General features: G+C 71.3%; 11 protein-coding genes and 1 pseudogene. 6 read left to right on the forward strand and 6 right to left on the reverse strand.

Going from position 1 to position 8,948, the window contains the following annotated elements; genetic code table 11:
• The 4 genes from VFW79_RS01370 to VFW79_RS01385 all read left to right on the forward strand — a co-directional run.
• A partial coding sequence (locus VFW79_RS01370) for a GyrI-like domain-containing protein (protein ID WP_329675528.1) occupies nucleotides 1–361 on the forward strand: 361 nt, incomplete at its 5' end.
• A 94-nt stretch (nucleotides 362–455) separates the two neighbouring features.
• On the forward strand, nucleotides 456–1,022 hold the full coding sequence (locus tag VFW79_RS01375; RefSeq protein WP_329675529.1) for an isochorismatase family protein: 567 nt from the start codon (nucleotides 456–458) through the stop codon (nucleotides 1,020–1,022).
• Between the two features lie 124 nt (nucleotides 1,023–1,146).
• The gene (locus VFW79_RS01380; protein ID WP_329675530.1) at nucleotides 1,147–1,464 is read left to right on the forward strand and encodes a DUF5808 domain-containing protein; all 318 of its coding nucleotides are present in this window, start codon (nucleotides 1,147–1,149) and stop codon (nucleotides 1,462–1,464) included.
• Nucleotides 1,465–1,468: 4 nt separating this feature from the next.
• Nucleotides 1,469–2,344, forward strand: coding sequence for an alpha/beta hydrolase (locus VFW79_RS01385; protein ID WP_329675531.1), 876 nt, complete (start codon nucleotides 1,469–1,471; stop codon nucleotides 2,342–2,344).
• 12 nt (nucleotides 2,345–2,356) lie between these two features.
• On the opposite strand, the gene VFW79_RS01390 is transcribed toward VFW79_RS01385, so the two are convergent.
• The 3 genes from VFW79_RS01390 to VFW79_RS01400 all read right to left on the reverse strand — a co-directional run bounded on the left by VFW79_RS01390 (nucleotide 2,357) and on the right by VFW79_RS01400 (nucleotide 5,247).
• Nucleotides 2,357–3,517, reverse strand: a complete 1,161-nt coding sequence (locus VFW79_RS01390; RefSeq protein WP_329675532.1) for an acyltransferase — start codon at nucleotides 3,515–3,517, stop codon at nucleotides 2,357–2,359.
• A gap of 101 nt (nucleotides 3,518–3,618) precedes the next feature.
• Nucleotides 3,619–4,068, reverse strand: coding sequence for a hypothetical protein (locus tag VFW79_RS01395; protein ID WP_329675533.1), 450 nt, complete (start codon nucleotides 4,066–4,068; stop codon nucleotides 3,619–3,621).
• A 21-nt stretch (nucleotides 4,069–4,089) separates the two neighbouring features.
• Complete coding sequence (locus VFW79_RS01400) at nucleotides 4,090–5,247, reverse strand: NAD(P)/FAD-dependent oxidoreductase (RefSeq protein ID WP_329675534.1); 1,158 nt, start codon at nucleotides 5,245–5,247, stop codon at nucleotides 4,090–4,092.
• Nucleotides 5,248–5,302: 55 nt separating this feature from the next.
• Here VFW79_RS01400 and VFW79_RS01405 point away from each other — a divergent pair, with 55 nt between their 5' ends.
• The gene (locus tag VFW79_RS01405) at nucleotides 5,303–5,983 is read left to right on the forward strand and encodes a TetR/AcrR family transcriptional regulator (protein ID WP_329675535.1); all 681 of its coding nucleotides are present in this window, start codon (nucleotides 5,303–5,305) and stop codon (nucleotides 5,981–5,983) included.
• Nucleotides 5,984–5,986: 3 nt separating this feature from the next.
• Here VFW79_RS01405 and VFW79_RS01410 read toward each other — a convergent pair whose 3' ends face one another.
• Together VFW79_RS01410 and arr are read right to left on the reverse strand one after the other, a co-directional pair.
• Nucleotides 5,987–6,571, reverse strand: a complete 585-nt coding sequence (locus tag VFW79_RS01410) for a dihydrofolate reductase family protein (RefSeq protein WP_329675536.1) — start codon at nucleotides 6,569–6,571, stop codon at nucleotides 5,987–5,989.
• A gap of 461 nt (nucleotides 6,572–7,032) precedes the next feature.
• Nucleotides 7,033–7,494 (reverse strand): NAD(+)--rifampin ADP-ribosyltransferase, encoded by a 462-nt coding sequence (gene arr, locus VFW79_RS01415; protein ID WP_329675537.1) that lies wholly within the window; start codon nucleotides 7,492–7,494, stop codon nucleotides 7,033–7,035.
• A gap of 509 nt (nucleotides 7,495–8,003) precedes the next feature.
• Between arr and VFW79_RS01420 the strand changes: the two genes are divergently transcribed.
• Nucleotides 8,004–8,513 carry a nucleoside deaminase gene (locus VFW79_RS01420; RefSeq protein WP_329675538.1) on the forward strand — a complete coding sequence of 170 codons (510 nt, stop codon included), beginning with the start codon at nucleotides 8,004–8,006 and terminating at the stop codon, nucleotides 8,511–8,513.
• 123 nt (nucleotides 8,514–8,636) lie between these two features.
• Here VFW79_RS01420 and VFW79_RS01425 read toward each other — a convergent pair.
• Nucleotides 8,637–8,948, reverse strand: a pseudogene (locus VFW79_RS01425) (pseudouridylate synthase); the annotation flags it as partial.

Raw genomic sequence — 8,948 nt, forward strand, 5'->3', positions numbered from 1 at the left:
CGGCGGGGCGTTCGGAGAGGTCATGCAGGTCATCGGCTCCCAGGGTCTGCGGCCCGACGGGATGCCGTTCGGCTGCTACGTCCCGGGTCCTGACGGCCTGCAGGTCGAGGCCGGCTTCCCGACCAGCGCACCGGTCGAGCCGGCCGGCCGGGTCGTCCCGTCGTCGCTGCCGGTCGGCACCGCGATCCAGGTGCTGCACCACGGTCCGTACAGCGAGGTCCCGGCGGCCTATCGCGCTGCGGAGTCGTGGCTCGCCGACAACGGCTGGGAGGCCACGGGCCCGCCGTGGGAGTCATACCTCGACGCGCCGGAGGCCGCCGAGCCCCGGACTCTCGTGCACGTGCCGTGCCGTCCTCGGTGACCCGACAGGGTCGGCCCGCCCGCAGGCACTGCCGTCCTAGGCGCCGCACGCCTACCGTGGGCTATCACGGGACCAGCGTGAGCAAGGGGCGACCATGACCACTCTGAAGAACCGGCCACGGACCGCCCTCGTGGTGGTCGACGTGCAGAACGGTGTCGTCGTCGGCACCCACGACCGCGACACCGTCGTCGCCCACATCCACGAGCTGGTGGACAGGGCTCGGCTGGAGCACGTGCCCGTCGTCTGGGTGCAGCACGCGGACGAGCAGCTCGTTCGCGGCAGCGACGACTGGCAGATCGTCCCCGAGCTGGCTCCGGGCGACGGCGAGCCGCTCGTCGAGAAGGGCTACCCCGACTCGTTCGAGGAGACCACGCTGGAGTCCGTGCTGTCTGGCCTGGGCGTCGGGCGGCTCGTCGTCGCAGGCGCCCAGACCGACGAGTGCATCCGCTCGACGCTCCACGGGGCAGTCGTGCGGGGGTACGACGCCGTCCTCGTCAGTGATGCGCACACGACGGAGGACCACAGCGCATGGGGTGCTCCACCACCCGACAAGGTCATCGCGCACACCAACCTGTACTGGGCGTCTCACACGGCGCCCGGGCGAACGGCGGGCACCGCCGAGACCGCCGAGGTCGACTTCGGGCGGCCTGGGACGACGTAGCGGGACGGGTCGTCGCCCGCCGCATCCGTGCTCACGGTCGGTCCAGGCTCGTTCGTCAAGCCCCTGACGCGGGACGCCTGCCGGGTGGATCATGAGAGGCCACGTCACACGTCGGGAGGCCGAGATGGGATCGCATCACGAGCACGACGCACGGCAGCAGAGGAAGCCGAACCTGGTCCGGCTGGCGACGATCGGACTGGCCGCCGCCGCCGTCGTGAAAGAGCTCCGTACCCCGCAGGCGGAACGCGAGTGGCACGGCACCGTCGCCGGATTCGTGCCGTACGACTTCCGTGCTCCGACGGTCGCCCGGTTCAAGGAACGGCTCTGGGCGCCGGACGACGAGCACCTCATCACACCGCAGCCGTTCGGCGTCGGCTGGACCGTCAACGTCGGCAGGGTCGTCGCGCTCGTGCGCAAGCAGATCGACGACAGACAGGAGTAGCGCCATGACGCCGACGCTCGCCACCCGAACGCTCGAGGTGCCGGACGCCACGCTGACCTACGACGTGCGCGGCCCGCTGCCGCCCGCCGACGGGGCCCCGCCTCTCCTCCTCATCGGTCAGCCGATGGATGCGAGCGGCTTCGCGACCCTCGCGTCCTACTTCCCGGACCGCACCGTCGTGACGTACGACCCGCGGGGCCTCGGCCGCAGCACCCGCAGCGACGGCACGGAGAACCGGCCGGACCAGCAGGCGGCGGACGTCCACCTGCTCATCGCCGCGCTCGGCGCCGGACCGGTCGACCTGTTCGGGAGCAGCGGCGGCGCCGTGACCTCGCTGGCGCTCGTGACTGCGCATCCCGACGACGTGCGCACCCTCGTCGCGCACGAGCCTCCCGTGATCGGCGTCCTGCCCGACGCGGAGCAGGCCTTCGCTGCGGAGCACCGGGTCAAGGACGCCTACGACGAGCGCGGATGGGGTGCGGGCATGGCGGCGTTCATCGCCCTGTCGTCGTGGCAGGGCGAGTTCACCGACGCGTTCGCGAGCCAGGCCCCCGACCCCGCGGTCTTCGGCCTGCCCACGGACGACGACGGTGCGAGGGACGACCCGCTGCTGTCGGGGGCGTCGGCGCCCGTGACCGCCTACCGACCTGACTTTGCCGCGCTGACCGCCGCGTCGACCCGGATCGTGATCGCGGCAGGCATCGAGAGCCAGGGTCTGCTCACCTGGCGCGCCTCCGCCGCGATCGCCGCCGCGACGGGACAGGAGCTCACGGTGTTCCCGAGCAACCACGGAGGCTTCCTGGGTCCGGAGTTCGGCCGACCGGGTCAGCCCGAGGCTTTCGCTGCGCGGCTCCGCGAGGTCCTGGCCGACGCCGGGTGACCTGGTGCGCGACTAGACGAATCGTCGGACCCCCGGGATGCGCGTGACGAGCGCGCCCACGCCGAAGGACACCAGCACCCCGAGGACGGCAACCACCAGCCACTCGACCTCCGGCGGCCACACCACGGCGTGACTGGCGAGCACCAGCCCGACGAGGACGATCTGGTGGACGACGAAGGCGCCGAACGCGGCCCGGCTGGCCTCCCGAGCCAGTCGGCCCTGGTGGTCGAACAGTCGACGGAACACGCCCACGAGCCACAGCGGCATCGAGACGACGAGCGCGCCCTCGATCGCAGCGAGGACGAGCGACTGCCAGGTCCCGTTGCCGGCGAATGCCTCCAGGTCGGCGCCGAGCACCCCGGCGGTCCCGACGACGAGTGCGGCGCTGACCATCGAGGCGGTCCCGACGAGTCGCGCCCACCGTGCGATCTCCGGCGGGATCGGATCGAACCAGCCGCGCTCCGCACCGACGACCCCGAGGGCGAAGCCGGTGACCCACGCCGGGGCCTGACCCAGGGCCAGCCTGCCGACCTCCGCACCGACCGGGACCTCGAACCGCACGAGCAAGTTCACGAGGGCGACGGCGACCGCGGCCCCGACGAGCTGCCGGCGACGCATCGGCGTCCGAACGTCGCGACGCGGGACGAGCTGGCGAGCGACCGCATGGACGACCGAGAACAGCAGCAGCACGGCGAGGAACCAGGTGGGTCCCCACGCCGGTGGGGTCGGCCAGGACCACCAGATCCGCTCGACCGTGTACGCCGCGAACCCACGGTCCCAGCCGGCGCGATCCGGGTCGGCCCACTCCACGAATGGCGCCAGGACGACGATGAAGAACAGCATCGGCACGCCGAGCCGGACGGCGCGGTCGACCAAGAACTTGCGCAGGCCCTTGCGTTCGAGGGACCGCGGCGTGAACATGCCGGCGATCATGAAGAACACCGCGAGGCCGAACAGGGAGGCGCTGGAGGCGAGGACGAGCAGGCTGAAGAGCGGCTCACGGACCGGTCCCTCGGTGAAGACCCAGCTGCCCACACCGGTCCAGGCGATGGTCACGTGCGCGACGATCACGCCGACGACGAGGACGGCCTTGAGCTGGTCCGCCCATGCCGCGCGTGAGCGCCCGGCCTGATCGGCCGCACGCGCTTGAGGAGCCATCCCGACGGGTGCCATGGCAGCCACCTCCACGACCACTGTCGGCACCGCACAGGACGGGACGGAAGGGGCGAAGGTCCCCGGGCGTCAGCTCCCCGCGGGCGGCTCCGCTGCAACGGTCAGGAGACCGCGGCCCGCACCAGCTCGGCGACCCGCTGCTCCACCGCGGGGCTCCACCGGAGGAGCGCATACGAGGCCGGCCACATGTCGCCGTCGTCGAGGTTGGCCACGTCCTGGAAGCCCAGGGTCGAGTACCGGTACTTGAACTTGCCCGAGTCCTGGAAGAAGACGACGACCTTGCCGTCCGCATCCGCGTAGGCGGGCATCCCGTACCAGGTCTTCGGCGACAGCTGGGGGGCGGCCGCCGTCACCGTCACGTGCACGCGCTCGGCGAGCGCCCGGTCCCCCGGCGCCATCTTCTCGATGCTGGCCAGCACGTCCTGCAGGCCGTCGGCCGCCTTGGCGCCCTTCTTGCCTTCGGCACGCAGCTCGGCTGCGCGCTCCTTCATCGCTGCACGCTCCTCAGCGCTGAAACCGCCGGACTCGGTCGTGGCATCCGTCGTGGGCATTCGCTGACTCCTCTGTGACGCTCACCGGCTCGGCGTCGTGCCAGCCTGACGTCGCAAGGCTAGGACCGACCCCCGCGCGACGCTTCTCGGATCCTGATCGGATCGAGGGACCGGGCCGAGGCGCTCAAGGTGGTCCGCGACGTACTTCGCGTCGCGACCGACGCCGTGGATCATCGAGGAGGCCAGGGAGTACTGGAACAGCTGGCCGAGGAAGTACAGGCCCAGCTGCGACGGGCACACGCCGCGCTCATGGACGGGCAGACCGTCCGGGCCGACGACGGGAAGGTCGATCCACGAGGTGTCGGGCCGGTACCCCGTGCACCAGACCACGCTTCCGACCGTCAGCGACTCGCCGCCCTCGACGACGGGCAGCCCGTCGGTGACCCCGACGACCCGCGGGACCCGGTGGACGCCGGCGGCTGCCAGGTCGGCGGTCTTGACCCGGATGAGCGGCCCGCTGTGGGCGAGGACCCCTGCCCGCGCACGCCGACCGATCGGGGTGCTCGTCGTGAGCACGTGGGCGAAGGCGGCGAAGACCAGCAGGCTCGCGATCCGAGAGGACGGGCGCTCGATCCTGAACGGCACCTGACCTGGGTGCCGGCCCGCGAGGTGGACCTGGTGGGTGCGGGACAGCTCCAGGGCGATGTCGGCACCGGAGTTGCCCGCCCCGACCACGAGGACGTCGCCGTCGGGGCTCTGCGCGGGGTTGCGGTACTCCGACGAGTGCAGCTGCGTGATGGTCGGTGCGAGCTCGGACCTGAAGGCCGGCGCCTGGGCCAGCCGGTCGAAGCCGGCCGCCACGACGACGTGGTCCGCGAGCAGCCCGCCCCCGTCGGTCTCGACGACGTAGCCCGCACCGTCTCGTGCGAGGCGCCGCACGGTCGTCCTCGCGCGGACCGGAAGGCCACGCTCGACCGCATAGCGCTCGAGGTAGTCGGCGAACTCCTCGCGCGTCGGGAACGCCCACGCCGAGCCGGGGTAGCGGCTGCCGGGCAGCGCGTCGTACCGCGCCGGGGTGAACAGACGCAGGGAGTCCCACCGCTGGCGCCACGAGTCCCCGACGCGCTCGTGCGCCTCCAGGATGACGAACGGGCGCCCCTGCTGGGCAAGGTAGAAGCCGGCAGCGAGGCCTGCCTGCCCGGCTCCGATGACGACGGTGTCGATCCGCTCGGTGACCATGACTTCTCCTCGGATATTTGTCCGAAGTGGGTTCGGATGAAAGTAGGATAGACCCGTGACATCGACAGTCAAGAGGCGCAGCTACCGCTCCGAGGTCCGTGCCGCCCAGGCGTCCGCAACCCGCGGCGCGGTCCTGATCGCGGCTCGTGAGCTCTTCACCTCCGAGGGCTACGACTGCCCGATCAGCCGGATCGCCGAGCGGGCCGGCGTGGCGGTCGACACCGTCTACTCGAGCGTCGGACGCAAGCCCGCGCTGGTCCTTGCGGTGATCGACATGGTGCTGGGCGACGCCGACCAACCCCTTCCGGCCGAGCAGCGCGGGTACGTCCAGCGCATCCGGGCGGCGTCGGGGGCACGGGAGAAGATCGCCATCTACTCCAGCGCCCTGACCCACGTGCTCCCGGTCGTCGCCCCGCTCCAGGAGGCCCTGCGTGACGCGGGCCGCAAGGACCCGGACTGCGCCGACACCCTGAGACGCCTCGAGGAACGGCGAGCGGGCAACATGCTGCTGTTCGCGCAGGACCTGCGGGCGACCGGCGAGCTCCGCGCAGACCTCGACGACCAGCAGGTCGCCGATCTCGTCTGGTCGACGAACAGCGCCGAGTACTTCTCGCTCCTGACCCGCCGGGGCTTCAGCCCCGCACGGCTCGGGTCCCACCTCGCCGACCTCTGGACGCGCACTCTGATCGACCCCGCGGTGTGGGTGTCGAGCTGCCAGCCGCCGACGAGCGGCTGACGGCTACCGGGCGACGGCGTACTGCGCGATGATCACGCCGGTCGTCGTCGTGAGTGAGCGCTCGAGCGTGAGGTCGACGCGCGCGCCGTCAGCGAAGAGCCGGGTGCCCGAGCCGAGCACGATCGGGTAGATCTGCAGGATGTACTGGTCGATGAGCCCGGCCGCATGCAACGAGCGCACGAGCTCGCCCGAGCCCAGGATCGTGAGCGCACCGTCGACCTGCTCGCGCAGCGCCGCGACCGTCGTGGTCCCCTCCCCCGCAACCAGCGTCGAGTTCGGGTAGACGAGCTCGCTGCCGGCCGAGCGGGACACCACGTACTTCGGGGACCCGGTCAGCACGTCGGTGAACGGGTTCGGCTGCGGGGCGCTCGTCCAATACCCGAGCACGTCGTCGTAGGTGCGGTGGCCGAACAGCAAGGCCCCTCGGCCCGCCATGCCCTCCGCGGCGAACTGCATCGACACCTCGTCCTGGTAACCCTGGCCCCACCCGCCCGCGGTGAAACCGCCGCGGGTGTCCTCGTCGGGCCGACCCGGGCCCTGCATCACGCCGTCGAGGGTGACGCTCTGGAACACACCAATCGTGGCCATCGATCGCTCTTCTCTCGTCTCGGTCCGCCGGGCCCGCGCTCCGTCGCGCTCCGCGCGCTGAGATGCGACGGGGAGATCCATCGACACCCACCGTACGAGGACGACGCGAGCACGTCACCCCGACCGCGAGCGCGGCTCCGCACGCCTTGCGGGCGACGTCGCAGTCCGCGCTCGACGGCGACCGTGGGCAGGTTGAGATGTCCCATGGACGACGTGCTGCGAGAGCTGAGCTTCACCGTGTCGGGGCGGATCGCACGTTCGCCGACCGGCTCACGCTCTGGGTGCGGACCGTCGACCGAGCCGTCACGTTCCCGCACCGCTGCGTGATCGCATCACGTCGCCCGTCGACGAGAGACGAGAGATCCTGTCCGCGCGCGCCCGCACGATGCTCCGACTGCGACGGTTGCCGACGACGACCACGAGGGAGTCGCATTCGAGCGCGTCGGCCTGTGCGATCCGGGCTAGTCCTCGATGACGTCGAGGCCCTGCTCGCGAAGCTGGGCCAGGTTGTCCAGCATGGTCTTCAGCACCTGGGGAGCGTGACCTTCCCAGACCTCCAGCTCGGCGACGACGCGCAGCGGGTGGCGGGTGCGGTAGGACCGCGTGGGGTTGCCTGGGAAGCGCTTGTCGGTCACGTTGGGGTCGTCCTCGAACGGGCCCATCGGCTCGACGACGTAGATGCGCCCCGGTTCCCCACTGCTGGCCAGAGCGGCAGCCAGCTCGGCTCCCCAGGCGGCTGTCTCCACGAGCGCGGTGAAGTAGATGTTGTTCGACACCCGGCCCTGCTGGAAGTTCGAGCCGTAGCCGGGAACGAGGTCGGCGCCGACCTCGAGCGCGGACTTCGTGCCGTGGTAGAACGGGCCCTCGACATGGGTGCAGTTGTCGTAGGTGACGGGCGTGCGGGCGCTGGACTGCTCAGCCATCGGTGTCGTCTCCTCGTTCGTCCCGGACCGCGGCGGGCTCGCATCGCCGTCATGCCGCCCGACGACGGGTCGTTCCTCCAGCCCATCGTGCCTGCTGCAGCAGCCCTGCGAGCACCAGAACCACCCGTGCGCTCATCTGCGCGAGCGGCGTGCAGCCCGCGCGGGCCTGGAGCATGCTGAGCACATGACCGACCGCGACGCCTTTCTTGCGTGGGTCAAGTCCGCGCGGCACGACGCGGAGGTCGCCCTCCACAACGGCGACGCGGGCCCACGCCGCGCAATCTGGTCCAGCACGGAGCCCGTGACCATCCCGCTGGTATGGAGCGCACGTCGACCTCCATCGACGGCGAACCTCGCAGCTACAGCTTGCGGGCCACCCAGGTGTACCGCCGTGAGGGCGGTGAGTGGAAGGTCGCCCATCGGCACGCTGACACCGTGACCGACTGACGTGCCAAGGAGGTTCCCGCGAGCCGTCCAGCGCACGAGAACGGGAGGAGGCGGTGATCTCGATGACGTCGTCCATGGCACAGGTCGATCCCACGGCTGCGCCGCCTGAGGAAGACCAGTGGCTGGTCCGGGCCGTCAGGCTCGCGCTCCAGAACGTGGCGGACGGGGGCGGTCCGTTCGGAGCAGTCGTCGTGCGCGGCGGTGTCGTCGTCGGCACCGGCCAGAACCGCGTGACCCGCGACAACGACCCGACCGCCCACGCCGAGGTGACGGCGATCCGCGACGCGTGCGCACGGCTCGGGGACTTCTCGCTCGTGGGGGCCCGTCTCTACAGCTCGTGCGAGCCCTGCCCGTTGTGCCTGACGGCTGCGCTGTGGGCGCGGCTCGACAGAGTGGTCTACGCGGCGAACCGCGACGATGCCGCGCGGGCCGGTTTCGACGACAGGGCCTTCTACGACCTGCTGCGTCGGGATCGTGCCGCCTGGCCGATGCCCGTCGTCGAGCGCAGGATCGCAGGCGCGGAGGCCCCCATCGAGGCATGGCTCGCATTCGCGGAACGCGTCGAGTACTGAAGGGCCGCGTGCGGCACATCGTCGGAGCGACGCCGGACCTGGCCGGGCCGACCACCCCTCAGGACGACATCGTGACCAGTAGGACGGGCGGCCTGATGACCGGGATTGACGGCATCTCCCGGCTCATTCCTCCGCGGTGAGCGGCAGCGAGCGAACGCTGCGGAACTGCCGGGGCTGCCCGTCGACGGGGTCTATGAACGCGATCTCGGCCGCGAGGAGCTGGAGGGGTCGACGGAAGTCGTCGACCGGGACGTCCTGCACGACGGGGTACAGCGGGTCGTCGACGATGGGGATGCCCAGCCCCAGCAGGTGGAGGCGCAGCTGATGCGTCCGGCCCGTACGGGGCGTCAGCCGGTAGACCCCGCCGCCGTCCACCTGACGCTCCAGCTCGACGAGCGTCTCGGCGTTGACGAGCGCCCCGGGCACGACCTCGGC

Origin of the sequence: Cellulomonas sp. (assembly GCF_036279715.1) — a bacterium.
Taxonomy (GTDB): Bacteria; Actinomycetota; Actinomycetes; order Actinomycetales; family Cellulomonadaceae; genus Cellulomonas_A.